This is a genomic window from Deltaproteobacteria bacterium, assembly GCA_021737785.1.
GTDB lineage: Bacteria > Desulfobacterota > DSM-4660 > Desulfatiglandales > Desulfatiglandaceae > AUK324.
Genome location: JAIPDI010000038.1, coordinates 12,921 through 38,811, shown reverse-complemented (window position 1 = coordinate 38,811; position 25,891 = coordinate 12,921). Strand labels below are relative to the sequence as shown.

Annotated in this window: 28 protein-coding genes; 9 read left to right on the top strand and 19 right to left on the bottom strand. The window is 53.8% G+C overall.

Going from position 1 to position 25,891, the window contains the following annotated elements:
- Window position 1: 1 nt before the first annotated feature.
- The 14 genes from K9N21_17335 to K9N21_17270 all read right to left on the bottom strand — a co-directional run bounded on the left by K9N21_17335 (window position 2) and on the right by K9N21_17270 (window position 11,115).
- Complete coding sequence (locus K9N21_17335) at window positions 2-169, bottom strand: hypothetical protein (GenBank protein MCF8145677.1); 168 nt, start codon at window positions 167-169, stop codon at window positions 2-4.
- Between the two features lie 141 nt (window positions 170-310).
- Complete coding sequence (locus K9N21_17330; GenBank protein MCF8145676.1) at window positions 311-796, bottom strand: cyclic nucleotide-binding domain-containing protein; 486 nt, start codon at window positions 794-796, stop codon at window positions 311-313.
- Window positions 797-937: 141 nt separating this feature from the next.
- Window positions 938-2,710 (bottom strand): Na(+)/H(+) antiporter subunit D, encoded by a 1,773-nt coding sequence (locus K9N21_17325; protein ID MCF8145675.1) that lies wholly within the window; start codon window positions 2,708-2,710, stop codon window positions 938-940.
- Window positions 2,703-2,999 (bottom strand): hypothetical protein, encoded by a 297-nt coding sequence (locus tag K9N21_17320; protein MCF8145674.1) that lies wholly within the window; start codon window positions 2,997-2,999, stop codon window positions 2,703-2,705. Before K9N21_17320 ends, K9N21_17325 begins: the two co-directional genes overlap by 8 nt.
- Before the next feature lie 336 nt (window positions 3,000-3,335).
- Window positions 3,336-4,811, bottom strand: a complete 1,476-nt coding sequence (locus K9N21_17315) for a monovalent cation/H+ antiporter subunit D family protein (protein ID MCF8145673.1) — start codon at window positions 4,809-4,811, stop codon at window positions 3,336-3,338.
- A 128-nt stretch (window positions 4,812-4,939) separates the two neighbouring features.
- On the bottom strand, window positions 4,940-6,433 hold the full coding sequence (locus K9N21_17310; GenBank protein ID MCF8145672.1) for a monovalent cation/H+ antiporter subunit D family protein: 1,494 nt from the start codon (window positions 6,431-6,433) through the stop codon (window positions 4,940-4,942).
- A complete protein-coding gene (locus K9N21_17305; protein MCF8145671.1) occupies window positions 6,430-6,825 on the bottom strand; it encodes a cation:proton antiporter subunit C in 396 nt (131 codons plus the stop codon). Before K9N21_17305 ends, K9N21_17310 begins: the two co-directional genes overlap by 4 nt.
- 3 nt (window positions 6,826-6,828) lie before the next feature.
- Window positions 6,829-7,653, bottom strand: a complete 825-nt coding sequence (locus tag K9N21_17300) for a sodium:proton antiporter (GenBank protein ID MCF8145670.1) — start codon at window positions 7,651-7,653, stop codon at window positions 6,829-6,831.
- On the bottom strand, window positions 7,650-7,895 hold the full coding sequence (locus K9N21_17295; protein MCF8145669.1) for a DUF4040 domain-containing protein: 246 nt from the start codon (window positions 7,893-7,895) through the stop codon (window positions 7,650-7,652). The genes K9N21_17300 and K9N21_17295 overlap by 4 nt, the downstream gene beginning before the upstream one ends.
- A gap of 174 nt (window positions 7,896-8,069) precedes the next feature.
- On the bottom strand, window positions 8,070-8,390 hold the full coding sequence (gene mnhG, locus K9N21_17290; protein ID MCF8145668.1) for a monovalent cation/H(+) antiporter subunit G: 321 nt from the start codon (window positions 8,388-8,390) through the stop codon (window positions 8,070-8,072).
- A gap of 119 nt (window positions 8,391-8,509) precedes the next feature.
- Window positions 8,510-8,791: a pH regulation protein F gene (locus K9N21_17285; protein ID MCF8145667.1), complete on the bottom strand. Its 282-nt coding sequence runs from the start codon at window positions 8,789-8,791 to the stop codon at window positions 8,510-8,512.
- Window positions 8,791-9,369, bottom strand: coding sequence for a Na+/H+ antiporter subunit E (locus tag K9N21_17280; protein MCF8145666.1), 579 nt, complete (start codon window positions 9,367-9,369; stop codon window positions 8,791-8,793). The genes K9N21_17285 and K9N21_17280 overlap by 1 nt, the downstream gene beginning before the upstream one ends.
- Window positions 9,370-9,497: 128 nt before the next feature.
- Window positions 9,498-10,571, bottom strand: a complete 1,074-nt coding sequence (locus K9N21_17275; protein MCF8145665.1) for a PAS domain S-box protein — start codon at window positions 10,569-10,571, stop codon at window positions 9,498-9,500.
- A 67-nt stretch (window positions 10,572-10,638) separates the two neighbouring features.
- Window positions 10,639-11,115 carry a response regulator gene (locus K9N21_17270; GenBank protein ID MCF8145664.1) on the bottom strand — a complete coding sequence of 159 codons (477 nt, stop codon included), beginning with the start codon at window positions 11,113-11,115 and terminating at the stop codon, window positions 10,639-10,641.
- 285 nt (window positions 11,116-11,400) lie between these two features.
- Here K9N21_17270 and K9N21_17265 point away from each other — a divergent pair, with 285 nt between their 5' ends.
- Window positions 11,401-12,348 carry a D-2-hydroxyacid dehydrogenase gene (locus tag K9N21_17265; GenBank protein MCF8145663.1) on the top strand — a complete coding sequence of 316 codons (948 nt, stop codon included), beginning with the start codon at window positions 11,401-11,403 and terminating at the stop codon, window positions 12,346-12,348.
- Window positions 12,349-12,414: 66 nt separating this feature from the next.
- Here the strand turns inward: K9N21_17265 and K9N21_17260 are convergent, their stop codons facing one another.
- The gene (locus K9N21_17260) at window positions 12,415-13,824 is read right to left on the bottom strand and encodes an MFS transporter (GenBank protein ID MCF8145662.1); all 1,410 of its coding nucleotides are present in this window, start codon (window positions 13,822-13,824) and stop codon (window positions 12,415-12,417) included.
- 71 nt (window positions 13,825-13,895) lie between these two features.
- Window positions 13,896-14,435 (bottom strand): nitroreductase family protein, encoded by a 540-nt coding sequence (locus tag K9N21_17255; GenBank protein MCF8145661.1) that lies wholly within the window; start codon window positions 14,433-14,435, stop codon window positions 13,896-13,898.
- A gap of 662 nt (window positions 14,436-15,097) precedes the next feature.
- Between K9N21_17255 and K9N21_17250 the strand changes: the two genes are divergently transcribed.
- Both K9N21_17250 and K9N21_17245 read left to right on the top strand, forming a co-directional pair.
- Window positions 15,098-15,535 carry a hypothetical protein gene (locus tag K9N21_17250; protein ID MCF8145660.1) on the top strand — a complete coding sequence of 146 codons (438 nt, stop codon included), beginning with the start codon at window positions 15,098-15,100 and terminating at the stop codon, window positions 15,533-15,535.
- A gap of 25 nt (window positions 15,536-15,560) precedes the next feature.
- On the top strand, window positions 15,561-16,688 hold the full coding sequence (locus K9N21_17245) for a hypothetical protein (protein MCF8145659.1): 1,128 nt from the start codon (window positions 15,561-15,563) through the stop codon (window positions 16,686-16,688).
- Window positions 16,689-16,787: 99 nt separating this feature from the next.
- Here the strand turns inward: K9N21_17245 and K9N21_17240 are convergent, their stop codons facing one another.
- Genes K9N21_17240 through fusA form a run of 3 tightly spaced genes read right to left on the bottom strand, consistent with a single transcriptional unit; the run spans window position 16,788 to window position 19,966 of the window.
- Window positions 16,788-17,309: a DUF3795 domain-containing protein gene (locus tag K9N21_17240; GenBank protein ID MCF8145658.1), complete on the bottom strand. Its 522-nt coding sequence runs from the start codon at window positions 17,307-17,309 to the stop codon at window positions 16,788-16,790.
- Window positions 17,309-17,851, bottom strand: a complete 543-nt coding sequence (locus K9N21_17235; protein ID MCF8145657.1) for a MogA/MoaB family molybdenum cofactor biosynthesis protein — start codon at window positions 17,849-17,851, stop codon at window positions 17,309-17,311. The genes K9N21_17240 and K9N21_17235 overlap by 1 nt, the downstream gene beginning before the upstream one ends.
- Before the next feature lie 36 nt (window positions 17,852-17,887).
- The gene (gene fusA, locus K9N21_17230; GenBank protein MCF8145656.1) at window positions 17,888-19,966 is read right to left on the bottom strand and encodes an elongation factor G; all 2,079 of its coding nucleotides are present in this window, start codon (window positions 19,964-19,966) and stop codon (window positions 17,888-17,890) included.
- Between the two features lie 52 nt (window positions 19,967-20,018).
- Here fusA and K9N21_17225 point away from each other — a divergent pair, with 52 nt between their 5' ends.
- The 6 genes from K9N21_17225 (at window position 20,019) to K9N21_17200 (ending at window position 25,717) form a co-directional block, all read left to right on the top strand.
- On the top strand, window positions 20,019-20,345 hold the full coding sequence (locus tag K9N21_17225; GenBank protein MCF8145655.1) for a hypothetical protein: 327 nt from the start codon (window positions 20,019-20,021) through the stop codon (window positions 20,343-20,345).
- An 86-nt stretch (window positions 20,346-20,431) separates the two neighbouring features.
- The gene (locus K9N21_17220) at window positions 20,432-21,361 is read left to right on the top strand and encodes a tyrosine recombinase XerC (GenBank protein MCF8145654.1); all 930 of its coding nucleotides are present in this window, start codon (window positions 20,432-20,434) and stop codon (window positions 21,359-21,361) included.
- 28 nt (window positions 21,362-21,389) lie between these two features.
- On the top strand, window positions 21,390-21,944 hold the full coding sequence (gene hslV, locus K9N21_17215; GenBank protein ID MCF8145653.1) for an ATP-dependent protease subunit HslV: 555 nt from the start codon (window positions 21,390-21,392) through the stop codon (window positions 21,942-21,944).
- A 166-nt stretch (window positions 21,945-22,110) separates the two neighbouring features.
- Window positions 22,111-23,514 carry an ATP-dependent protease ATPase subunit HslU gene (hslU, locus tag K9N21_17210; GenBank protein MCF8145652.1) on the top strand — a complete coding sequence of 468 codons (1,404 nt, stop codon included), beginning with the start codon at window positions 22,111-22,113 and terminating at the stop codon, window positions 23,512-23,514.
- Between the two features lie 73 nt (window positions 23,515-23,587).
- Window positions 23,588-24,469, top strand: coding sequence for an acetylglutamate kinase (gene argB / locus K9N21_17205; GenBank protein ID MCF8145651.1), 882 nt, complete (start codon window positions 23,588-23,590; stop codon window positions 24,467-24,469).
- 69 nt (window positions 24,470-24,538) lie between these two features.
- Complete coding sequence (locus K9N21_17200) at window positions 24,539-25,717, top strand: acetylornithine transaminase (protein MCF8145650.1); 1,179 nt, start codon at window positions 24,539-24,541, stop codon at window positions 25,715-25,717.
- Window positions 25,718-25,891: the final 174 nt, after the last annotated feature.

The following is a 25,891-nucleotide window of genomic DNA, read 5'->3' as shown; positions in this document are numbered from 1 at the left end:
GCTACCGGTTACCGGTCCCCCCATACAGCTCCGAAACCCATGCGTGGAACCAGGGTGGCTTTTCAAGGACCACATAGAGCAGCAGCAGGGCCGTAAATGGAATGGGAATGACCATATCCATCATGGCGAGGACCACGAGTCCAATTGAAAGTTTGGTCTTGAATTTCATGATGTCCACCTTCTTGATGCCGGTCTCTCTACGGTGATTTGCTGGAAACCGTCTCTTTGTTCTGTGTTGGCCGTAAGAGAAGACCCTGGTGAGGTATTTTAACCGTGGCGTACTGAAAGGGTTCAGGCCGGCTTTATGGGATTATCCCTGTTGAAACAGTTGCTGGATGTCCGGGTGGTTTTCGATGGCCTTCAGGAATTGCTCGGTTCGTCGCTCCAGGCGGCTCTTGAGGATGCTGGCGATAATCTGCATGACCCGATATCCCATGCTGTGATCCTTTTCCAGCAGATTTAAGAAATCCTCTCCCGGTATGCTCATCACCTCGCATGGCTCCACGCACACAGCGGTGGAGGTATACTGAGAGCCGGGAAGGAGGGCAGACCAGCCAAAGCAGAAGCCGGACTTGACCACGCCCATGGAGACGCTGATGGACTCTGAGGCATCCACCTCCAGGAGCACCTTTCCCTCCTTGAGCATATAGAAAAATCTCGCAGCATCTCCCTGTTGGAAGATGGTATCGCCGGCCCCGAACAGCCGCATCTGCAACAGGGGCGACATCCTCCCCAGCATGGAATCCGTCAGGTTTTCCATCAAATGGATTTTCCTCAGCTCTTTAAACGGGACCATGGGATTTCCTCCACTACCTAAAAATATCTCACACAGAGGCACAGAGTCGCAAAGGGTTTTGTTTCAATAGACGATTGGCGAATTTCCCCAAGACTTTTTTTGCGTCTTTGGTCATTTTGCGATTCAACCAGAATTATTCTTTTACATCAGAACAAAGACCAGTACAAGGAATGCCGTGGCGGCGCCTGCCCCAAGCCCGACGGGGCATGTCCCCCCCATTACATCGGCATAGAGGTTGAGTTTTCTCATTCGCAGTCGTTCCCCGCGTAATCCTGTCAGCATCCAGAAGGTGACCATCACGAAAACAGAAAGCCTCGCGATGATGTCCTTGGACAGATGGGCGATGCTTCGGACGATTCCTTTGACAAAAAGCCGCTCAGAGGCCGCGTTGATGGGGTTGAGGGTCCTGGCCATGACACGATAAAAGAGCCTGCCCCCCTTGCGGTAGAACCAGTCTACATCCAGGTTGATACACCGGATCTCCGCCGGGTAGATGCCGGAAAGGAGAAGGAGGGTGAAGGCCAGGGCCGAGAAAAAAAGGAGCTGGGTCTGGCCGAGGATGTGGGGGGCCGTGTAAGGGACGTATTCCACCGGATAAGGAAGCAGGCTGTACAAGGGGGCCGGATAGACACCGATGAATATGGATAAACCCGCGGCGATGCCCATGGCCAGGAGCATGTGGACCGGGGCCTCTTTGGGACGCATGCCCGAGTCGTGGGAAAAAAACGCAAAATAGGGGATCTTGATCCCGGCATGATGGAACACGCCGGCCGAGGCAAAGAGAAGCATGAACCAGATGATCCTCATATGCCCTGCGCCCGCCGCGTCCATGACCATGGATTTGCTGACAAAACCGCTGAAAAGGGGAAAGGCGGAGATGGAGGCGGCGCCCACCATGCAGAAAATGCAGGTCAGCGGCATGGTCCGGTAAAGCCCGCCCAAGTCCGTGCCGTTGATCTTGCCGGTGCGGTACATGACCGCGCCCATGGACATGAAAAGGAGGGCCTTGAACAGGATGTCGTTAAAGGCGTGACATACGGCCCCGTTGATGGCCAGGGCAGTCCCGATGCCGATCCCGCAGACCATGAATCCCACCTGGTTGATGAGGCTGTAGGCCAGCACCCTCCTGAGATCGTTCTCGATTACCGCGTAAAAAATAGGAAAGGAGGTCATGACCGCCCCGATCCATATGAGCGCCTGTGTGCCGGGAAAGGCCCTGGCCAAGGCATAGACCGCCACCTTGGTGGTAAAGGCGCTCAGGAATATGGTTCCGGTAATGGTGGCCTCGGGATAGGCGTCCGTGAGCCAGGGGTGGAGGACCGGCCAGGCGCAGTTGAGACCGAACCCGAAGAAGATGAGGTAGGTCCCCGGGCCGTTCAGGCCCAGATACCCCAGCTCAATGGATCCGGTCTGATTCACATGGAGCACGATCCCAGCCAGGAGACACAGCCCCCCGGCCGCATGGACCAGGAGGTACCGATACCCGGCGCCCAGGGATGCCCCGGTGCGCCTTGCCCAGATCAGAAAGATGGAGGATATGGTCAGCATCTCCCAGAAGACAAAAAAGGAAAAAAGCTCTCCTGAGAAGACCGCCCCCAATGCGCTTCCCGCATAGACCAGCCCTGCCACATGCTGAATGTCGTCCTTTACATGGAGGGCGTAGAGGATTGCGATAAAGGATATGATATGAAATATATATCCGAAAAGAAGACTGAGCCGGTCTACCCTGCCGAAGATCAGGTGATAGTCCAGGAATGGGACGATCCAGTAAGTCCCTTCTTCCATATGGACCAGATTGATGAATCCGAGCACTGGAATCAGGAGGAGAAGTCCGGATTTCCATCTCCCTTTAAGAAGGGGCACAAGCAGGGCACCCAATATGAATATAATGAACGGAGGGAGCGGTTCAGTCATAATAATCCTCTCGTCTCTTTACGAGGGGCCTCAAAATGTATTTTGCGGCCACCACAAGGACCACGCATGCCACAAAGCCGTATACGGCATAGAATTCAGGCCATGCCTCCCAATCGAAGTGGGGATGTTTGTGCACGAACCACTCGATAATTAGGAGGACCAGCAGCGATGCGTAAAAGCACCCGAGGAGGATCTTCACATTCCGCGGATTGTCGAAGAGATAGCGCTTGGATGCTGGATGCTGGATGCTGGATGCTGGATTCGTATGATTTACATTTTGATCTTGCATGATTATATCCCTTTTCTAAATGGGTTTTTCATGTTGAGGTTCGGGATTCAAAGGGTCTTGAAGAGGATGAGACCCAGATACAGGACGCCGATGGTGATGGCGATGAAAAAGACGGTCCGGTATCCCGGGACCGGCTCGTGCGTCAGCTCCATCTTCTCTCCGGTTTGCTCGCTCATGCTGCAACTCCTCCATGGGTTAATACTCTGAAAAAGGGACCCGGACGACCCAAAAGACCCAATGAGCGGTGTGGATCGCCCGCCATCGGAGGCCGGAGATCAGAAGACAAGGCATCCGATCATCAAGCATCCGGTATCCAGAAACCAGTATCCAGAGCCATCACCCTCCAATTGCCTTGACCGCCATCTGCGCCAGCCGGAAAAAGGGCTGGGGATAGAAGAAGAGGATGATGGATATCAGGGCGGTGATCGTCAGCGGGGCCACGCAGAACAAGGGGGCCTCCTGTATCCGGGATTCCGCGCCCTGCGTCTCCGGGCGACTGAAAAAGGCCCGGTAGACGATGGGCATGAAATAGGCGGCATTGAGGAGGGAACTGGTCAGGAGGACGACGAGGACGGCTTTCTGTCCGGCCTGGAGCGAGCCTAAGACCAGGTACCACTTGCTCAGGAACCCGCCGGTGGGGGGCAGCCCGATAATGCTCAACGCCCCAAAGAAAAATGCCATCATGGTCAGGGGCATCCTTCTCCCCAGCCCTTTCATCTCGCTGATATTCCGTTTTCCGGTGGCCACAAAGATGGCCCCGGCACAGAAAAAAAGGGTGATCTTTCCAAAGGCATGCATGGCGATATGGAGCATCCCGCCGGTCATCCCCTTGGGGGAGAGGAGACCCACCCCCAATACGATGTAGGATAACTGGGCAATGGTGGAAAACGCCAGGAGGCGTTTCAGATTATCCTGAGAAAGGGCGATGAGGGACCCTGCAATGATGGTGAAAGAGGCAATGATGCAGATGAGGGTGTCCAGGTGAAGGGTCGATAACAGATCGATGCCGAATACCCCTGTCAACACGCGGACAATGCTGAAAACGCCCACCTTCACGACAGCCACGGCATGGAGGAGGGCGCTCACCGGCGTGGGGGCCACCATGGCCGCAGGGAGCCACGCGTGAAACGGCATGATGGCGGCCTTGGCAAAGCCGAAGAGAAACATCAGGAGGAGGAGCGTCACCAGCCCTTTGGAAGAGGTCCCGGTCAGGAATCCATGACTCGAGAATTCCAGGGTCCCGGCCTGGGTATAGCAGATCAACATGGCCGGAAGGGCCAGTCCGATGGATGCGCCCAAGATGTACGTCAGGTACTTCCGGCCCGAAGTCCGTGCCTCTGCGTCCTGATGGTGGGTCACCAGGGGATAGGTGGCCAGAGAGAGCATCTCGTAAAAGAGATAAAGGGTCAGGAGGTTGGCCGAAAAGGCCACCCCGATGGTGGCTGAAAGGGCCAGGGCAAAGAAACAGAAATACCGGGTCTGGCTGTGTTCATCGAGCCCCCGCATATATCCGATGGAATAGGCGCTGGTGATGATCCACAAAGAGGAGGCCACCAGCGCAAAGAGCATCCCCAGGGAATCGACCCGGAACCGGATGGCGACCCCCGGAACCACCTCTGCCAGGGTAAAGACCATCTGGTGTCCCTTGAGTATAGCGGGGAGCATGGAGAGGACAATAAGGAATTTCGCTACGGCGGCGATGAATGTCCAGGACTCCCGGATATTGGCCCTCTTGCTGAGGACCAGAAGCGGGATCGCGGCGATGGACACCAGCACGGCGATGAATGGCTTTATGGAGATGATGGGTTCCAAATTAAGTGCCTAAAGTGAGCTAAAGTTCCTAAAGTGCCTAAAGGTTGATGAAGTTGAAGGCTCAAAGCTCAAAGCTGAAAGCGATGAACATCCAGTATCCAGCATCCAGCATCCAGTATCCAGCACCCCTACCGCACCAGGGTCGCGGGGATGATGGGATCGATGACGGTCGTTACGATCGTCCCAGTATACACGCCGATGATCACCAGTCCTGCTGAGACAATTAAGAGCGGGGCCAGCATGGTTGCAGGGGCCTCTGTCCTTGGCCCGGCCGGAGATCCATGTCCGTGAGGGTGTTGCATGTCCCCGTAGTAGCTTATTTCAATCACCCTGAAAAAGAGGATAACGTTAACCAGGCTGCTGAACAGGAGCGCTGCCACGAAGCCGTACTGCCCTGCCTGAAGGGCCCCGGTGATGAGGTACCATTTGCTGAAGAATCCGCAGGTGGGCGGCACCCCGATGATGCTCAGGCCGGCCGCCACAAAACAGGCCATGGTCAGGGGCATCCGGTGAAAGAGCCCCCGCAGCTGGTGGAGTTCCAGGCCGCTGATTCGGTAATGGACGTTGGCTGCAGTAAGAAAGAGACAGATGGTCATGAGCGCGTCATTGAGAATGTGAAGGATCGCCCCTGTCATGCCCGCGGCATTGCCGAGCCATGCCCCTCCCACCATGTACCCGATTTCAGAGACAATGATATAGCAGAACATCCTTTTGAGGTTTTTCTGGGCCAGGGCCAGCAAGGCCCCCGTGACAATGGCCAGGATAGACAGCCAGACCATCGCAGTCCCCAGGCTCAGAACCGAAAAGGTGAAATCGATGGTGAAGACCGAGAGCATGAGGCGGATCATCACATAGACCATGACCTTGGTCATGAGGGGCGCCATGAGACTGCTCACCGAGGACGGTGCAAAGGTGTAGGCATTGGGAAGCCAACCATGGAGGGGGAAAAAAGCCATTTTAATGCCTATCCCCACCATGCAGAAGGTAAAGGCCGCCCATATGGCGGTTGAAGAATATATCCCAGGGAGGAGGGAGGCCACGTCCGCCATGTTGAGGGAACCGGTCATGATATAGAGGTAGCCTACGCCCAGGAGATAGAAACAGCCGCCGATGGTCCCCATGAAGAGATAGTTGAGGCTGGCCAGGGGGGCACGGGGGCCTCCCAGGGCGATCAGGGCGTAACTGGTCAGGGAGGCCACCTCCAGCAGGACGTAGAGATTGAACAGGTCTCCGGTCACCACCATGCCTACGAGACCCACAATAAAGAGGAGATAGAGGGTATAAAAGGCGCCTTCTTTTTCAGGAAATTCAGCTGACACGCTCCTGCGGGTTGCCACCAGATTGATGAAGGCCAGAACAGATACCACCGCCAGCACCATGCCGTTGAGGGTATCCACATGATACCCGATACCCCAGGGCGTTTCCCATCCTCCCAATCGGTACTGAACCACGCCCTTTTGAAGGACATCGGCCAGGAGCCGGACTGAAAACCAGGTGCACAGGCCCGATCCGACAAGCGCCAACGGGTAGCACAGGCCCTTTCTGATCCATGCCATGCCGCTGACGAGGAATGCGAACAGGAGCGGTGAAATGATCAAAAGGGCAGGGTAATGGTCGTTCATCTGGGCCTCAATCGCGCGAGGATTTCATCTTCTTCCAACGTCTTGTATTGGTGATAGGTCTTAATTGCCAGCGCCAGGGCCACGCCGAAGGTGGAAACAGAAACCACGATGGCCGTAAGCATCAGCACATGGGGAAGCGGATTGACATAATGGGAAGGATCGATGGCATGATGGCCGGCGGCCATTCCGTGCTGGATGATGGGGATGGTTGCCCCCTTTTTGCAACCGATGGAGACATAAAAAAGGATGATGGAGGTCTGAAAGATGTTCATCCCCACCAGTTTCTTGACCAAGTTGTTCTTGGCGATCATGGCATAGAGCCCGATCATCATCAAAACAATGTAGAGCCAGTAATTGTACTTGGCCACTAGAATGGGAATGAGATCAGACATCGCCTATAACCCCTCATCCTGTTTTCCGGCCGAGGCCAGATTGTTGTAGATGGAGATCATGACGGCCATGACCGTAATCCCCACGCCGATCTCGACACCTAAGATCCCGTGTGAACGGGCCATGATCTCATCTGCAAAAAGAATCACGGAGAGATTGCCGTAATCCAGGAATGCGGCTCCTAACATGACGCACACGGCCCCGATTCCAGCGTATATGAATACGCCGACGGCCATGAGGAGGTTGTCGACTTTTTCGCTGATGCGGGCAATGGCGGTCCGCATGTTGTGGGAAATGGCGATCAGAATGATGCTGGCGCCCAGGATGACCCCCCCCTGAAAACCGCCTCCGGGGCTGTGGTGACCATGGGCGATGACATAGAGGGCAAAGAGCTGGATAAAAGGGGCCAGTATCCGGCAGACGGTCTTGATGACCAGGTCATAGGGGGTCCACAGGGTGTCGATTCTTTCGAACTCCCTGGATTTGTTCGGGAGCCTTCCACCCTTGATGTGAAGGGTAATTTCGGTGGCAATGTGTCGGTAATAGCGGTCCTCCGGCTTCTGCCTGAATATCCTCAGGAGTACGAAACAGCCGATACCGGCGCAGAAGATGACAGTCGTTTCAAACATGGTGTCAAAGCCCCGGTAATCGGCTAACACTGCCGTGACGATGTTGGGGACGGCAGTCTCTTCCGTGGCCTTCTGAAGATACCGGGGGGACACATGGGTGCTGGCGGGCGAGTCAGGCGCTCCCCACGGGGGAAAATCTTGGGTGGCATAGAGAAGGAGCCCCCCGGTCAATAGAACGATGATAAGTCCTGCCGCCTTCAATCTCGAGTCCTCCGGGTCGTGCGGAATACGGCCGCTACAAAAAAGACGGTGCTCACCCCGGCCCCGACAGACGCCTCTGTGAAGGCCACGTCCACAGCCGCCATGATGGCCCAGAGGAGGCACATGAGAAAACTGTAGGCCCCGAACAGGATGGCGCAACCGAGTAGATCTTTTACTGAGATGGCGGCAATGGCGGTAAAGATGACCAGTGTCAGAATCGCAAGGTCCAGTTGCCAGATCATGAGGAGGTCCTCTTGGAAGTGACTAAAGTGACTAAAGTGAGCTAAAGTGCCTAAAGTGAGCTAAAGTGACTAAAGTGAGCTAAAGTGACTGAAGTTACGAGTGCCTGAAATTGCAGGCGCCTGAAGCCTTGGATTAGATTTCGTGTTCTTCATTCGACGTTGGATGTTCGACGTTCATTTCTTCTCCTTTGTCCAGGGCTTGAGGCCGGCCCTGACGCCTGCATCGACAATGGCATGGGTGGCCGTAGGGCTCAGGACAAAGACGAAGAGCACAATCAACATTATTTTCAGGCTGGTAATAAGCTGGTTCCATGTGAAATCATGAAGGTTGAACAGTGCCACGGCCAGTACCATGAGAAGAGATCCAAGTGTATCCATTTTGCCGGCCGGATGGAGCCGCGTGTAAAAGTCGGGGAGTCGCAAGATCCCCACTGCCCCGCCCGTAAAAAAGATCAGGCCGCTGATAAGGAGAAAAATTACAATGATGTCCAACATGAGCGCCCTCAGAGATTGATGATTATCGATTGATGATCCAGAGAACCTGACATTTGAAACTTGGAACTCATTATTTTCATTCGCGAACCCAATAAACCCGACAAAAACCGCAATTGCCGTTATGACGACTCTTCGTAAAGGCCCTTCTTTTTCTGAAAATACCTGGACGCAGCCAATACGGCCGTGAAATTGAGAAGGGCATAGGCCAGGGCGATGTCCACGAACATATCCACTCTGCCGTAGATCAGACCGATCAGCAAAAGGAGGATGACCGTCTTGCTTCCGATGGCATTGACGCCGATCAGACGATCCAGGACCGTGGGGCCGAAGATGGCGCGATACAGCGATGCAATCATCAACAGACAGAGATATAGACCCGTATAGAGAAAGACGTTCGACATCAGACCTCCTTGAATGCCCTGATGATCCGGGCCTCCATTTCCCCCGGAAGGGGTTCTCCCGATTTCCTGTCGATAGCATGGACCTGGAAATCTCCATCCACGGATACATAAACAGTGATGGTGCCCGGCGTCAGGGTAATGGAGTTGGCGAAGATAACCAGGGGAAGTTCTTCTTTGAGCCTGCTTTGGAATCGGATGATACTCGGATCGATGAGATCCATCATCCTGGGGTGAAATACCAGATACAGGATATGGAAATTGGCCATGAGAACCTGATAAAGCAGCCACGGCACATATAGGGCGACCCTGAAGCCGAGCCGGATCAGCCCCGTTTTCCTCGTCCCCGGAAAGAGAAGATCGCCGGAAAAATAGGTGACCATGAGACATGAGATGACCCCTAAGGTGATGTGGAAGGAGTCAAACTGGCCGGAAAGAATGAGCCAGAGGAAGAACAGAATGAAGAAGGTCAGGATGCGGGGAAGAATCTCAAGGCCAGGCCGGTGGGACCGGGCAGCTCCGGATGCAGAGGCCTTTCGCCGTGGGCGACGGGGGGTGTCTATCTGGGCATGGACCTCCAAGTATCCGCTCCTTTCAAGAGATTCCTTGAGAACAGCTACTCCTGCACATGCTCGATGCCCGGTCCTTGATGACCCGAAAGGAGGCGTGACCAAAACCGGACATTCACGTCCATAACAGCGTATAACAATTAAGAGGCAGGGAGTCTGATGAAAAAGGTCGTTCCTTCTCCTGCTTCGCTTTTAAAAGCCAGACTACCTCCCAGTTTACCGATGATGTTCCGGCAGATGGGAAGGCCGAGGCCCGTCCCTTTGCCACGGGGTTTGGTGGTAAAAAAAAGATCGTACATCCGTTTCTGATTTTCTTCGGAAATGCCGATGCCATTGTCGGAAATCCTGATCTCGATCATGGATTCATCACGCACGGTTTCAATCTGGATCCGCCCCCCCGTCTCCTTCTTTTCCTTAACGGCATAGACAGCATTTGACATGAGATTGACCAGGACTTGTTCCAGCAGCTGCTTGTCTGAATCCATCAGGAGCGGACCATCCATAAGATTCAGCACTACCTCGATCTCCTTATATTTCAGATCGGGATGCAAAAAAGAAGCGGTTTCTTCCAGGAGCTGGTGGATGTCTATGGATGTCTTCGAAGGCCCTGAATCCCTTACAAAGCTCAACACTTGATGGGTGATGCTCCGGCAGCGTCTCGTCTGTTCCCTGATATGCTGCACGGCTGTTTCTATCTCTTCTCGATCTTCAGGATTGAGTCCCTTGGCGTCCGCTGCCACCGCTTCGATCCAACCTGCAATTTCACCGATAACCGCAATCGGATTATTGATCTCATGGATGATGCCCGATGATGTCCGGCCGATTTCGGCCAGCCTGTCGACCCGTATGAGATCCTCCTGAATCTCTTTCCACTGGGTGATGTCCCGACAAACCCCTACGGTTCCGACGGGTTGTCCTTGAGTATTGGTAAGGGCGTTCAGAGAGACCTCGCAGTAGATGGTGCGGCCGGTCTTGTGCTGAAATGGAAACTCCGGACGGATAGCGCTCCCCTCCTTTTGAGAAACGGCCGCCAGTCTGTCAAATTCCGATGGGTCAACAGCCAGCTCCCTGACGGCTCTACCTGCGATCTCCGCCCAGGAGTAACCCAGTGCCTTTTCTCCCCCGCTGCTGAATGAGACCAGGATGCCGTCGAGATCCGTGGCGAAAATCATATCATCGATGTTCTGCAGGAGGAACTGCAAATACTTCCTCATCTGCAGAAGTTCCCTTTTATGTATCGAGACCTCCTGTGTAGTTTCATTTGAAAGGCAGCAGAAAGGGTCAGTCAATTCCATAGATCTTTCGCACTTTGTTCATCGCCTTCTTAATCCCTCTAGCCCCAAGGCCGGACCGGTAAATATTTTCAACTTCCTCTCGGAATTTGGCGTTCTGCAACTGTACCTTTGTCTCGTATGCTTCTCGAATGGTTTCCACCAGATTTTCGTATTCGATCGGTTTGAGGAGATATTTGAAGGCATCGTGCTTGCCGCTTTCAAGAGCGGAATCGAGGGTCCCGTGGCCCGTGAGGACAATGCTCTGGAGGAATGGCTGGATCTTCTTCAGTCTCTTCTGTGTCTCAACACCATCCATCCCCGGCATTTTAAGATCGACGACAGCCACATCAAAGTCATCGTTACTGGCCACTTCGATCGCTTCCTCTCCCGAAAAAGAGGCCTTAACAGTGAATCCTTCCCTCAGGAGGCGTTTTGAGAGGTATTCGACAAGGGTTTCTTCATCGTCAATCAGCAACACTCTTATATCCTGTATATTGGGTTTATCATTCATGGCTGGCTCCTTGGATTGGCAAGTTTTGATACAGATGTGTTGAATAGAAGACGCTAAAATTCCTTCCATTTTGTACGCCGCAGTTCCATCCTTGTCAACCTTTTTCCGCAGGGGGCCTTCCCTCCACCCATCTGACCGCAGATCCAGGTAACCACACTTGAAAAAACAGAGGACTTGATGTAATTGTATTGGTGATCATGAAATCAGAAAAACAGTGCAGCCGCAGCGTATGGGGTACGCCTCTTGAGGTGATGGAAAATGATGAAAAAAAATCGTGTTCTTATCCTGACCCGGGATCCGGATCCCTATGTCCGCTTGATCGCAGCACTGGATCTCCCTGACCTGGATGTCAACGCCTGCAGAACACCCAGGGAGGCGGCCACTTATGTTGATTCCTGTAATATCATCCTGGGGGAGCCGAAACGGATCGTTCCGCTGATGGCCCATGCCGGATGCCTCGAGTGGATTCAGTCCGCCTTTGCAGGCGTCGAGGCGCTGGTCGCCCCTCCTCCACGTAGCGATTATGTCCTTACCCGTGTTGAGGGGATATTCGGGACGCTCATGAGCGAATATGTATTCGCTTATATCCTTGCCCTGGAACGGAACCTCTTTCAGGCCCATGAGTATCAGAAGAACAGGGAATGGTCGGATATGCCCTACCGGTCCTTGACCGGTTTGCTCCTCGGCATCTGTGGACTCGGATCGATCGGCATGGAGATTGCGCGCACCGCAGACTGTTTCGGCATGAAGGTGTGGGGATACAGACGTTCAGGGGAACCCGTTCCCGGTGTCGACCGTGTCTTCGGCCGTTCCGGGTTCACGGAATTTCTTTCAGGCCCGGATTATGTGGTGGTCACCCTTCCCCATACCATGGAAACCGTACATATTTTTGACGATACGGCGTTTCAGGCCATGAAGCCGTCGGCCGTGCTCATCAATGTGGGGAGAGGAACGGTCGTTTCGGAGCATTCGCTGGTCCGTGCCGTGACGCAACACCGGATACGGGGGGCGGTTCTCGATGTATTTGAACAGGAACCTCTCCCGAAAGAGAGCCGGCTCTGGGAGTTGCCGAATGTCTTCATTACCCCGCACCATTCCGCAATCAGTTTCCCGAAGGATGTCGTGCCGATTTTCGCTGAAAATTATCGCCGGTTTACGGCCGGCCTTCCCCTCATGCATGTGGTCGACTTCAAAAGGGGATACTAGCGTCTTTTGTCTGCAACTCCCATATGTGCGGAAAAATCCTGTCGAACCATGAAGGCCCGATCCGGCTTACGGCCCTTTTTTTCTGGTTCGCGACTGTCGAAGATAATCGGTGAAGAGGGTGAAGGTGGCCCCTGCAATGGGTCGAATCTGACTCACTCTGAATATCAGTTCACCGTGGCTGATGGGCTCCACAGTGCGAACTTCTCGAAATTTCATTAAGAAGAAGCCGGCCGAGACAAAGCGGACAAGACCCGATATCAGGAAGATCACCGGCAGGGCCGAGATCGGCGTCCACGTCCATTGCCCGAGAGAGAAGGATTCCGGCAGCTCATTTGCCACGAGACCGCCGCACAGGGAACCGAAAAAAACGCAGAGGCCGTTTATCAACCCTTGATAGGCGACGCACCGGGCCCGTTTAGCGGGAGTGACTGCGTCAAAGAGAAAATTGGCGGCCGAAAGGCTGAATCCTGCCCATATGAGCCCGGCATAGGCCTGGATGACGATCAGATATCCTGGATGGGTGGACACCAGCCAGAGCATGGGGACGAGTCCGATCCCCCACCCGCAGAGATTGAGGATTTTTTTGTTGCCGAAACGATCGGTCAGGCCGCCCCAGTATCGGAAGGTGAGGAATTGAGCGATGGTAGCCACTGCAGTCACAATGGTGAATTGAAGATATGAAAAACCCAGGTCCCTGAGCATATACAGGGCGAAATAGGGACCTGAAAAGGAAACGCCGAAATTGACCGCCCCCACAAAAAATACGAACTTGGCAAAATTGGAACGGGGTGAACGCCTTATAAATTGCCGGAAGGTGAATACCTGTTCCGGCGAGAGATGGAAAGCGGGATCCGCATACCTGGCAAGCCACCGCACTGAGTTCAACTTGGCTGTCAATGCTGCGAAAAAGATGATCAGATATCCCCACGCGACCTGATTCTGTCCGGAAAACATCTGCAGAATCCCGCCGGCAGCGATAAGCGCGAGAAAGGTGCTCATGCCGCTGAATCGGTTTCGGTTTCCGAAAAACCTTCCCCTGATGTCTGAAGGCACCAGATCGCCTATCAGGCTGTTCCAAACCGGCACAACCGCCCCGTTGGCTCCATGATAAAGGATCGCCAGGGCGATAAGGAGCCAGACCGTCATCTCTCCTCTTTTAAAGGCAAAGGGGAGAAGCGAGATCGGGAGCCAAACAAGCCCCTGGAAAAGAGCCCCTGCCACAATGATGCGCCGACGACCCGTAAAACGGTCCATTGAGATGGCGCTTGCCCATTGCATTACGGCCCCTAAGAGTTGTGGAAGGCTGGCCAGAATGCCCACTTGAAGCGTGGTGGCCTGTAAGTATATGCCAAAAGGTCCCAGATAGATTTCGCCCGCCCCCAGCATGACCGCATGGGAAACCCCATCGTGCATGGAGGCCTTAAGGGAGGGGTCGGTCGGGTCGTCTCTCTTTTCCATGGCGGGTGCGGCGTTCATGTGTTTTTTACTCCCTGGGAATGACCAGCCATCGGCTGTACCCGGAGGATTCCAGGGGCGCAAGAGGTGAATTACTTCCGGTAAGGTCTTCCATAAGCGCCGGAAAATACCCTTTCGTAGAGAAGCGCTTCTCCTGGATGGGGCACCGCTTTTTCGGCCGGATAACCGATGGCGATCATGGCCTCCACCTGCAGATGACCGGGGATGTCCAGGATCTCGGAAATGTACGCCCCCGCGGGCTTATTCTCATTGTGCATCCTGTCCCTGATCTGTATCCAACAGCTTCCCAGACCTAAGGATTCGGCTGCCAGATGGATGAAGATGGCGGCAATAGACGCGTCTTCGATCCATACAGTGCTTTTTTCGGGGTCTGCGCAGACGATTATCGCCAACGGCGCATTTTTCAGGAAGGCGGCCCCGTGGGGTTTGGCCGCGGAAAGCCTCTCGAGGACCTCCGGATCGGTGACAATGACAAACTCCCACGGGGTGTTCCCCATGGAAGACGGGGATCGAAGGGCCGCCTCAACCAGCAGGTCCAGCTTTTCGGCCTCCACCGGTTCTTGGGTATATCTTCTAATGCTCCGGCGTTTTCGAATAAGGGAAAGAAACATGGTGAAACTCCTTAATCTTATGTGCGTTTAGAATCTTAACGTCTCCCCGCCCTGGTGAGAAACACTTCGACTTGTGAGGTCCACTGGCCTCTCCGGCAGGCGGTTATTCGGCCGCTCTGGGGATTTCTTGGATAATTTAGATAATGACCCTACCAAGGTCAATATCAAAAATCAAGTCGGTGAGGGACACCCAGGATTTTTAGTTGGCGGTATTTGAGCCACAAGAGGTATGGATGGAAGGCAAAAGACATTGGTAGAAATGAAAAACGTTTTTTTGGGGAATCCTAAGGGAATTTTCTTGCCTGAGACCGAAAGGGCCTGGTATGCTTGTAATTAGTGCCTGAACGAAAATCACGCCTTGGCGTGATTCAGGCACTATTGAATATTCAAGAATTGAAAATTGAAAATTGATGGAACAAAATCAACATTAACAGAACCTCTTCTCATATTTCACCGTTTCTTGATTTTCCGGGTTTCCGTTCGGGTACTAATTATGAACCCCAAGGCGGCCTGACAGCCGCAGCCAAAAAGGCATGGGTGCAAAGCCCGAAGATTTTCAGAGACCCCCACGCGCTGACTGATAAGGCGCCAACTTCTCTGCATGGTGTCCCGCAAGGCGGGATTACAAACAAAGTCTCTAAACAGTTATGGAGGAGAAAGGCATGAAAATCCCCTGTTATGTTACTGAGGAGGAGGTAAAACGGGTCTGCAAGGAGGTCAAGATCAGTGATTGGACTCAAAAGAAGGAGTCCAAAGTCTCGTTAAAGGAGGCAAAGATCATCCTTTCGGAAATAAACCCACGCAAGATGGCGATCGATCCCAAAGAGTTCCAGGCAGGCCTTGAGGTGGAACTGGAGCACGGGATGCGGTTTACGGATGCCAATGTGACCAACAATCATCCCCTGCTCACCGGGCTCATCGTGCTTGCCCACCTCAAGGAGTCCTTGGACTATTACAAGCTCCTGGAAGTCGCAGAGCTGGAGGGGGACCTTCTCAGGGCGGTGGCCCAAGGTCGGTCGAAGAAAATCCGCGAATACTATTCACGGCTTGCAAAGGCCAGAATTGCGCTCAGAAAAGCCGAATTGGAAAGGCTGGAATGAAAGTCTGTAAGAGACACTTTTTGAGATGATGTGGGCTTCAGCCATATATATCTGTCCGGTGAGGGGATTGGCGGACCTTGAACCGCCTCATCCGGTCTATTTGGGCCGGACCGCCGGGATTGCCCGAAGTCTTGGTTTGGATCGTCTGATGATTCCGGTATTAGAGGAATCTTTATTGAGAGCGAACCGGCATAAAGTACGATTTCTGGATGGACTCATTCAGGGGTTGGACCAGGTCGAGGATGCAGGGATCAAGGTCTGGCTGTTGGCCCCGGCTCAGCGGATTCTGGGCGTGGAATGGGTGGCGCCCTATCTGGTAAGGGGATCTCTGGATTCAAGGAGCACCCCGGTATTTGTTGATGGCGCCATGAGACCCCTGCGTCCTTTTACGTGGTGGGCCGATCCTTCCATTGTCAGGAAACGGCTCGAATGTTTTCGGGAACTGGTGGCTGCTATTGGTGGACATCCTGCATTGGCCGGGTGGGTCATCATGGACCGCATTGTTGAATGGTCGAAACCCGAGTCTCAATCAGCGGATTTGATCCTGAAATCCTATTGCGCCGAGATCAGAGCCCACGATGAAGCCGGAGAGATATGTCTCAGCCTTGATATGTCCGGGCTTCTGTATCCCCAATTGATTCGAATGCTGGCCCGGCAGGTGGATGCGCTATATCTGAGAGGGATGGACGCCGATTTCAAGGAATGGAAGCGGCGTGATGATCTGACAGAAGAAGTATCACTGGCATCCTACCTCTGTTCAATGGCACACTGGCTGTTTGGAAAACAGGTCTCCCCGGAGATCGGCTGGGCCATGATGTCGGATATGGACGTCCGGGAAGAAACCCTTGCGTCGGTTTCGGTCTTCGGACGCCAGGGAGGGGCAGGCCTGACATGGCTCAATCTGATAGACCCGGAAAAGCACCTCCATTCCCGGCCGCCTTGGAATGTGCAGCCCGGATATGAAAAAACAGGGTTGCTGGATTGGGGGGGAGAGCCGAAGAAGGGGGTTGAGGCCCTTATTAAAGAGATCCGATCCAACCCGCACCAAAGTAGTGCCATCGATTTTATCGATATCGATCAGCAGGAGTATCTGACCGATCCCGCGACCCATCTCCGCAGGCTGTGGGACCACTTCCGGGAAGCTACGGGGTAGTCGCCGTGCTTCGTTGAGATCGCGGGCGCGCTCCTGCTCCTCACGGGAATCCATGAGCGTACCGCAATGTGAAGTCAATAAAGTTGGGATGTATGGGATTTACAGAGATCCATCCAACACGTCGGCGACAGGTTGCTTGCAGGCCCGGCACCGCTGGGCCCCCCTGAAGAGAGGTTCGCCGCAGGAAGGGCAGTGATATCGTTCACATTCAGCCCGTGCCCACTCAACACTCCCCTTTTCGTCGCCCTGTTCGGCCACCTTTTCACGCCACAAGGGAATGGCCCGTTTCATGACCCGGACGCCGGTGGCAAACGCGAAGTTCTCGATCATGCTGCACGGCCACTCTTGGCATTGATGACACGAGTAAAATCCTTTTGATCGTACGCAATCCCGTATGGTGCACTGGGTGCAAAAGCCGTACAGCATTTCCGGCGGATCCGGTTGCATGCAGCCGAGGCATTTGGTCTTCTCCGGCGGTGTCCCGTACAGGTTTCCCATGACGGTCCTGAATTTCTCGTTCCTGTCTCTTGTGGAGATGTAGACGCCGCACGTCCCGCAATACAGACCACACGGGGCCATCAGATTCCTGTTGGCCAATTCTTCCTCGGTCCAGCCTTTCATCAGGGGGTCTCCTTGTCTTGCGCATCGGGAAGGGACGGTGAAGGGGTCTCGGCGCAGTCCGTGGGGTCTCCTGCCAGTTTTGACAGGGCATGATCCAGGGCAGGGAGCACCACGGAAAGGTTCTCTTCAGCCCCGCGGGGGCTGCCGGGGAGATTGATGATGAGAGAGGCCTTTCTGACCCCGACCATGGCCCGGGAAATCATGGCATGGGGGGTCTTTTTGAGGCTTTCCGCACGCATGGCCTCTGCCATCCCCGGCACCTGGTAATCGATTACCTGTTCCATGGCCTGGGGGGTTACATCAGTGGGGCTGAGCCCGGTGCCGCCGGAAGTGACGATCAGGGAGAGTCGGTCTACGTCCGTCCATCTGACAAGGATATCCGCAATCTTCTGGCGTTCGTCGGGGACAATGTCCCGGTTTACGACATCAAAACCATGGCCCACCAGAATGCGGAGGACGGTCTTCCCGCTCTCATCCTCGCGACGCCCCCTGGCCCCCTTGTCGCTGATGGTCAGGATCCCTGCCCTGATCTTCTTGTCCATGATCCCTGCCCTGATCTTCTTGTCCATGATCCCTGCCTAATCCTCTTCGTTGGCCGCAGCGATAACCTTTTCTGCCAACTGGGCGGGCATTTCTTCGTAATGAGAATGCTCCATGCGGAATGTCCCCCGGCCCCCGGACAGGGCATTCAAATCCAGTGCATACTTGAGGACCTCGGACATGGGCACCTGGGCCTTGATAATCTGATATTTACCTTGGGAATCCATCCCAAGGACCCTTCCCCTCCGTCCGTTGAGATCCCCCATAACATCGCCCATAACATCCTCAGGCACGGTAATTTCCATCTTCATGATGGGCTCCAAAAGGATCGGGTTTGCCAGCTGTACGGCCTTTTTCAGACACATGCTCGCTGCGATCTTGAAGGCCATTTCCGAGGAATCCACTTCATGGGATTTTCCATCGTAGAAACGCACCTTCAAATCCACCACCGGATAACCTGCCAGTGTGCCGCTCGTGAGCGCTTCATGCAGGCCCTTTTCAACTGCCGGGACAAAGTTCCGGGGCACGTTCATCCCTGTCAGGGCCTCATCAAACTCAAAGCCCGTATCCGGTTCCAATGGAGAGACATCGAAATGGACCTCGGCAAACTGCCCTCTGCCGCCGGACTGTTTCTTGTGCCGGTAGACGACCCCGTTCGCCGGCTTTTTGATCGTCTCTCTGTAAGGCACCCTCACCGGCTTCAGATTGACCTCAACGCCGAACTTCCTTGCCAATCGTTCGCAGGCGGTTTCCAAATGTATTTGCCCCGTCCCAGACAGGATCACCGCGGCTGAGGCCTGATCTCTGTCCAGTTTAAGGGTGGGATCTTCTTCAAGGAGTTTGGCAAAAGAGCCAAAGACCTTATCCTCGGTTCCCTTGACCTTTGCCTCCACCGCATAGGAGATGACCGCCGGGAGCCCCTGGGTGGGCGTATAAATAACGGGATCGCCGGCAGAACAGAGGGTATCTCCGGTGGTGGTTTCCTTGAGTTTGGCAACGGCGACAATATCCCCGGGGCCGGCCGATTCAATGGGGTGTTGCTTCTTGCCCTGGAGTATGAGGATCTGTCCCAGTTTTTCTTTGATCTCCTTATTTGCATTGTACACGGTGGAATCGGATTCGACCGTACCGGAGAAGACCCGCATGAGGGTGAGTTTGCCTGCAAAGGGGTCTGCAACCGTCTTGAAGACAAGGGCCGAAAAAGGGGCATCCACAGCCGGGATCCGTTCGATAGTCTCTTCTTTTCCCGGTACAGAGCCCTCCTTAGGCGGTCTCTCCAGGGGCGAGGGGATCCCCTGGACAATCAAGTCCATCAACTGTGGGACACCTATGTTCGGCAGGGCGGCGCCGCAGACAATCGGGATGACCGCACCGGATTTGATCCCCTGAATGAGGGTTGCTTCGACCTCCTGGTCTGACAAGGTCTCTCCTTCCAGGTATTTTTCCATGAGATCGTCGTTCACCTCTACAATATTTTCAATCATTGTCTCCCGCCATTCAGCGACAATTTCCTCCATATCAGAAGGGATGTCAGCAGCATCGGATTTGCCGCTCCCATCTTTGGCAAAGACAACTGCCTTCTTCCTGACGAGATCGACCACTCCCGAAAAGTTCGCTTCTGCCCCAATCGGCAGGAAGAGGGGGGTTGTTTTGATCTCAAAAACACGGGATATGTCTTCAACGACTTTGAAGAAATCAGCCCGCTCCCTATCCATTTTGTTGACAAAGATGATCCTTGGGAGTCGCTGCTCATCTGCAAAGGCCCATACCTTTTCCGTACCGACCTTCACACCTGCGGTGGCGTCAATAACGACGACGGCGCCGTCGGCCGCCTGAAGGGAAAATTTGGTGTCGGAGAGGAAGTTGTCATCGCCCGGAGTGTCAATCACGTTAATAATATGCTTTTTCCAGGTGCAGTCGTGGAAGGCGGTGCTCAGGGTTGCCTTTCTTTTGATTTCCTCCGGCTCAAAATCAAAATGGGAGGTGCTGTCGTCTACCTTGCCGAGCCTCGTGGTTGCCTTTGCATTGAACAGGATGGCTTCAGCCAGAGAGGTTTTCCCCGAGCCCCCATGCGCGATGAGAGCGATGTTCCTCAATTGCTCACTCTTTCTTTCCATAGTCAGAAACCCTTTCGTTATATATATAATATTGGCGGTTGTAACCGTGTGGATGGGGCAATTACCGACTCTTTCGCAGGCGCCGTTGACCCCGATGGGGCATGGTCCATCCATTGAGCGCGTTATGCCGCAAAACAGGTGCATTGGTGAGGAACAAATGCCCCGGCTGCAACATCAGGCATGCCTGGGTGTCGAAACTGAGAAAAAATTAGAATTACACCAACAGTCGAATCAAAGTCAAGTCAAGAATTTAAGGGGTATTTTTTTAATTGCCAATTTCAAGAAATATGTTATCTTAAACACTTATGTCAGCCGCAAAAGACGCGCAATAGTCACCAAAACAGGACTGCCGTACAGTAAAAACAAAGGGTTATCATAGAATCGCGAATCAGGCGTTTACAAGGTCATCAAACCGGATGGGGGTTGCCAAACGCTTTTATCCGGGAAAGGCGGAATAGACCCACCTTGCTGCTTCACGACGGAATAGCGCTTTTCGAGAGTTACCTGAGAGATCAAAAGGGATATTCTCAACATACCGTGAAGAGTTACATCACTGACCTGGGCCAGTTTTGGGAATTTTTGTCCTCAAAAGGGGTATCGTCGTCTCAAGACACCATGGGCGATATCGCCGTAGATTCCATCGATGCTTTGACAGTACGGGAATATGTGGGGAGCTTCTACGGCAGGCTTCGGCGGTCGTCGATTTCCCGCAAACTCTCTGCTGTCCGCACATTCTTCCTTTTTCTGGAAAGGCAGGGCTTAAACTCCAGGAATCCGGCAGCCGATATCGCGACACCCAAGCTGGAAAAGTATCTTCCCGCATATCTTCAGGTGGATGATGTCTTCAGATTGCTTGAACGTCCTGATCGCAAGAAGACCCTGGGCCTGAGAGATCTGGCTATCCTGGAAGTGCTGTATTCATGCGGGATCAGGGCCGGAGAGCTCCAGGGCCTCAACAGGGCCAGTGTCGATTTTGATCAACGGCTGATCAAGGTTAGAGGGAAAGGCGATCGGGAGAGGATCGTCCCGGTGGGACGTCAGGCGTTGACTGCCCTCAAGAACTACCTTCACGCGACTGTCGAAATGAGGAAAAAGGCAGGAGGAGGTCTATCGGCGCAAAGTCCCCTGTTTATTAATTTTCGGGGAGGGCGTCTTTCGGTCCGGAGCATCGGGAGAATTGTTAAACGATATGTGAAGGAAACAGGACTGACCAGTGAGATCAGCCCTCATTCCATGCGCCATACGTTTGCCACCCACCTGTTGGACGGCGGGGCCGACCTTCGTTCGGTACAGGAATTGTTGGGGCACGCAAGCCTGTCAACCACCCAAAGATACACCCATGTCAGCATGGACAGGCTCATGGCGGTGTACGATAAGGCCCATCCCAGGAGTTAACAGGAGAAGTTTTAGGTAAGGATTTACCATGACACGAGATCATTCAAATACGCTACGGGCTACAACAGTCCTTGCTGTCATAAAAGAGGGGAAATGCGTCATGGCTGCCGACGGCCAGGTTACCCTTGGAGAAACGATTATGAAACACAAGGCTTCAAAGATCCGGCGCATGTACAACGACAGTGTCCTGGTCGGATTTGCGGGGGCGGCCGCCGATGCCTTCAACTTATTCGAGCGACTGGAAGGAAAGCTGGAGGCCTACAGCGGAAACCTGGTTAGGGCCGCGGTAGAACTGGCAAAGGATTGGCGAACCGACAAAATATTACGAAAGCTGGAGGCCCTCCTGCTGGCCATGGACAGTGAACATATCCTGATAATATCCGGAACCGGGGATGTCATTGAACCGGACCAATCGGTCGCAGCGATAGGTTCGGGAGGCCCTTACGCCCTCTCCGCTGCACAGGCGTTGGTGGCACACTCCGAACTGGACCCGGCCGATATTGCCGCTGAGTCCATGAAGATCGCGGCCTCCATTTGCCTCTATACCAACGATCAGATTACGGTCTTCGAGCTGGATGCATAGATCTCCTGACCACCTCGGCGACTTCGGGTCTCTCGGACGATAGGGACCTGAACGCCTTTCCTTTGATATATTGAGGTGGGCGGGAATCAGCCGTAATTTTTTCATACGACAAAACTGTAGCCGTCCGTAAACCGCAGGGTGCGGGCGTACCAATCATGAGGTGGGAATGACAAAGGCTGTTGAAGAAGACGACCAGTTGGTGGAGGTGTTGACCCCCAGAGAGATCGTGTCTGAATTGGATAAGTACATTATCGGCCAGGACCAGGCAAAACGTTCTGTGGCCATTGCGCTTCGAAACAGGTGGCGCAGGCAGCAGGTTCCCCCGGAATTGAAGGATGAGATCGCGCCGAAAAATATTATTATGATGGGGCCCACCGGAGTAGGGAAGACAGAGATCGCCAGACGATTGGCCCGCCTCGCCAACTCGCCGTTTCTGAAGGTGGAGGCCACCAAGTTCACCGAGGTGGGTTACGTGGGCCGGGATGTGGAGTCCATGATACGGGACCTGACGGAACTCGCCGTCAACATGGCCAAGAAGGACGAGCAGGAGGTTATCAAGCCAAAGGCGAGGGAACTGGCTGAGGAAAGGTTGCTTGACATCCTTCTGCCGAAGAAGACCGAAGAGGTTCATGAGGAAGAGGAGGGGGAGAGGGAACGGATATTGGAGGTGGTCAGGTCCGATAAACCGGATCATTCAACCCGTGAAAAATTGCGCCGAATGCTCAAGAGCGGGAAGCTGGACAAGCGCTACGTGGATCTGGAGGTCGCCAACACCACCATGCCGATGGTGGAGATTTTTTCCAGCGCAGGCCTTGAAGAGATGGAATTCAATGTCAAGGAGATTTTCGAAAATATACTCCCTTCGAGAAAGAAAAAGCGGCGGGTCAAGGTCACCGAGGCCATTGAAATTCTTTTTCAGGAAGAATCCCAACGTCTTATAGACATGGATAAGGTGGTCGAAAAGGCCATCAGGATTACGGAGCAGAACGGGATTATTTTTTTGGATGAACTGGACAAGGTCGCGGGATCCGAGTCGTCCTACGGCCCGGACGTCTCCCGTGAAGGGGTTCAGCGGGACCTCCTGCCGATTGTAGAAGGGTCGACCGTTGCTACAAAATACGGGATGGTGAAGACGGACCATGTCCTGTTCATTGCAGCGGGCGCCTTCAACGTGAGCAAACCGTCTGATCTTCTGCCTGAACTCCAGGGGAGGTTTCCCATCCGGGTGGAACTGGATTCTCTTTCCATGGAAGATTTCATACGGATCCTGCTGGAGCCGAAAAATGCGCTTATCACCCAATATGAGGCCCTCCTTGCCACGGAAGGAATTGAGCTCGTATTTGAGGAACCTGCTGTCAGAGAGATTGCCAGCATGGCCAGCAAGGTAAACGAGCGTACGGAAAATATCGGTGCGCGTCGTCTCCACACGGTTATGGAAAAGCTGGTGGATGAAATATCGTTTGATGCCCCGGATATGACCGTCAAAAAGGTAAACATCAACAAAGAATATGTGACAGAAAGGCTCGCGGATATCTTAGAGGACGAGAACCTGAGCAGGTATATTCTGTAGATTCAGGATATTGAGGAATTGGGGCAATTATGAATTTCCCGAATCCCCCAATCTTTACCATATGGCAAATCTTATGAATTCAGACATAGACAGGGCCCGGGTCCTTATAGAGGCCCTCCCATACATCCGGCGTTTCAACGGGGCCACCATTGTTGTCAAATACGGCGGTCACGCCATGGTGGATGCACAGTTGAAACACGATTTTGCGCTGGATATCATCCTGATGAAATATGTGGGGATGAACCCTGTGGTGGTCCATGGGGGAGGGCCCCAGATAGGCGATTTCCTGAAAAGGCTCTCCATAGAATCCGAATTTGTGGACGGGATGAGGGTTACGGACCGGCAGACCATGGACGTGGTGGAGATGGTCCTGGTGGGCAAGGTTAACAAGGAGATCGTCACGTTGATTAACCATAACGGTGGGAGCGCCGTGGGTCTGTCAGGGAAAGATGGGAACCTTGTCTGTGCCAGGAAAATGAAATATCTCAAGAGCCGGGGAGAGGATCAGGCGCCTGAGATCATCGATATGGGAATGGTGGGTGAGATTACGGCGATTAATACCGGTATCCTGTTCAGCATCATGCAAGGTGAGTTCATCCCGGTCATTGCGCCGGTGGGCATGGGTGATGAAGGGGAAACGTATAATATCAATGCAGACCTGGTGGCAGGTGCAATCGCGTCATCCCTCAATGCCAGGAAACTCATTTTACTCACAGATACCGAAGGGGTACTGGATAGGAATAAGACGTTGATATCAAGCCTGAAGGCCGATGAGGCCCGCACGTTGATGGGGGACGGGACTATCGTCGGGGGGATGATTCCCAAGGTGAATTGTTGTCTGAACGCCCTAACCAGCGGCGTCGGTAAGACCCACATCATCGACGGACGCGCGCCTCACGCCATCCTGTTGGAAATTCTTACTAAAGTAGGCGTCGGGACGGAGATCCTGGCATGATTGGGAAAACTTCGACAGCTTTGAAAGAGGAAGACGTGAATGAACGATATAAGAGAAGACGGATCAACCATGGAACTGGCAGACAAATACATGTTTCGGACCTACGGCCGATTTCCGATCGTGCTGGTGAAAGGGGAAGGATGCCGGGTCTGGGACGAGGATGGTAAGGAATATCTGGATTTTGTGGGCGGGATTGCCGTCTGCGCCCTGGGACACAGCTCGCCTCTGGTGACCCGTGTTCTGGAGGAACAGTCAAAAAAACTGGTCCATGTGTCTAATCTTTATTATACGCGACCTCAGGTGGAACTGGCGCAACTCCTGGTGGAGAACTCCTTTGCCGACCGGGTGTTTTTCTGCAACAGCGGGGCCGAGGCGAACGAGGCAGCCTTGAAACTGGCACGCCGTTATGCCCATGAAAAGTCCGGATCAAACCGCCATGGAATCGTTTCAATGATCAATTCGTTCCACGGCCGGACCATGGCGACCCTTTCGGCGACCGGCCAGACCAAGATCCAGGCCGGTTACGATCCCCTGCTTGAGGGATTCCGGTTCGTCCCATTCAATGATATGGAGGCCCTTGAACAGGCCGTGGATCCTTCTGTATGCGCGGTCATGCTCGAGCCGATCCAGGGAGAGGGGGGCGTTGTTTGCCCGGATCCTGAGTATCTCAATGGGGTCAGGAAGCTGTGCAGTGAGCGGGGGGTGCTGTTGATCTTTGATGAGGTTCAGGTGGGAATGGGAAGGACCGGGAGACTGTTCGCCCACGAACATTACGGCGTTACGCCTGATATCATGACACTCGCAAAGGCACTTGGGAACGGGGTTCCGATCGGCGCCATGCTTGCCACTGAGGAGCTGAGCCCGGCCTTCGGGCCTGGAAGCCATGCCACCACCTTTGGCGGGACGCCCCTTTTGACAGCCGTCTCAAAGGCCGTGGTGAGCAGCCTTTTGGAGGACGGATGGATCTCCCATGCAGAAAAAACAGGCGCTTATTTCAAAGAAAGGCTGGAGGGCCTCGGCCGGAAATATGATTTTGTTCAGGAGGTCAGGGGTCTGGGCCTGATCATCGGCATGGAGCTGAAACGACCCGGCGCGCCGGTGGTGGAGGCATGTCTGAAAAGCGGATTTTTGATCAATTGCGCCCAGGAAAAGGTGCTCCGTTTCGTCCCGCCACTGATCGTGCAGGAGGATGAGGTGGACCGATTGATCGAAGCGCTTGACAGGATATTTGAAGGGATGGAAGACTGAAAGATTCGGGAATTCAGGAATTCGAAAATTTCGGGATTGAGGTTTAACGGGGAATCGGAGCCAGGGAAGAAAACCAGGACAACCCTATTTCTTTGATAAGATCTCCGTGTCCCTGTGTCTCTGTGTGAGATCTTTTTGGGGTTGCGGCTGTTTCGCGTTAGTGCGGAATCCTGT